Origin of the sequence: Kineococcus halophytocola (assembly GCF_041276425.1) — a bacterium.
Taxonomy (GTDB): Bacteria; Actinomycetota; Actinomycetes; order Actinomycetales; family Kineococcaceae; genus Kineococcus; species Kineococcus halophytocola.
Window position 1 is genome coordinate 1 of sequence record NZ_JBGFTU010000058.1, and the last position, 1332, is coordinate 1332.

General features: G+C 69.1%; 1 protein-coding gene. It reads right to left on the reverse strand.

The annotated features are described in order from the left end of the window. A partial coding sequence (locus tag AB2L27_RS20125) for a tyrosine-type recombinase/integrase (RefSeq protein ID WP_370443271.1) occupies positions 1–1232 on the reverse strand: 1232 nt, incomplete at its 3' end. Positions 1233–1332: the final 100 nt, after the last annotated feature.

Below are 1332 nucleotides of genomic sequence, written 5' to 3' on the forward strand. Positions count from 1 at the left end.
CCCGTTTGATCATGCTCGGCGGCGTGATCGTGCTGGGCCTGCAGGGTCGGGCGGAAGGCAATCGAGGTCTGGAAGAAGGTGCAGGTCTCGCAGACCGACTCGAAGGTGCAGTCCAACGCCGGGGGTCGGGTGCAGAAGCCGTTGCCGAGCATCCGCTGGTGCATCTCCCGGCGCAGGCGGGCCATCTCCGGACCGGCCACTGAGGCCGGCAATGCAGTGTTCTCCCCATCAGGGTCGCGGGAGTCGCGGGCGGCGTAGAGGGCTTCGACCTTCTCGGTGACGGCGAAGTACTCATCGGCGACGGTCCGGTTGGCGATCTTGGCGTAGCGCAGCGTCATGTCCATCGAGTGGTGCCCCAGCAGCGCAGCGATGGCCTCCAGGCTCATGCCGCGGTTGATGGCCTGGGTGGCCAGGGTGTGGCGCATCTGGTGGGGATGGACGTGCCCGAGGCCGGCGGCGGCCGCGACGTTGTTCAACACGCGGGTAACGCTGTACCGGTCCATCGCCTTGCCGTTCTCCCGCGGCAGCAGCAGCGGGTGAGCCGGGTCGACGAAACGGTCGCGGTAGTCGGCGATGAGGTCGACGAGCTGGGGGTGCAGGGGGATGTAACGGTCGTCGTGGAGTTTGCCGACCGGGACGTGCAGCCAGTGCCCGGCCCCGATCTGACGAACGGCATCACGGCGCAGCTGAGTGAACTCCCCGACGCGCAGGCCGGTGCGGATGAGAACCTCGCAGACGACCCGCTCCAGCAGGCGTGGTCGGGTCTGGGCGGTGCGCAGGAACTTCGCCGCCGCGGCATCGTCCAGGGCCTTGGGCAGGGGTTTGTCCTGCCGGGGCAGGTCACCGAACAGGATGGGGACGGTGGGCGGGGCCTGGGGCCAGTCCCAGTCGCGGATGCGGGTGAAGAAGGTCCGCAGGTTGCCCAGGCGGTGGGCGCGGGTGTTGACGCTGACGGGCTGGCCGCGCTGGTTGGTGCGGGTGGCCAGCCAGGGCTTGTAGTCCTCGATGTGGGCGCGGCGGACGTCGACCAGGCGGGTGGTCTGAGGGTGTTCTTGGAGGAGGAACTGGGTGAAGCAGCGCAGCGCTGTGTCGGAGTTGCGGACGCTGCCAGAACGCAAGGTGGTGGCGATCTGCCTCAGGTAGGCCTGCATGGGATCGGTCAGTTCGCTCCTGTGACCCGTTGCGTCAGCGTTGATCTGGGCCCAGCTGAGGAACCGGTCGGGTTGCTTCATCGCCGACCCCGCAGTCCCAGAACCGGCGCGACGACCGGTGCGACGGCCGGTGCGACGGCCGGTGCGACGGCCGGTGCGACGGCCGGTGCGACGGCCGGTG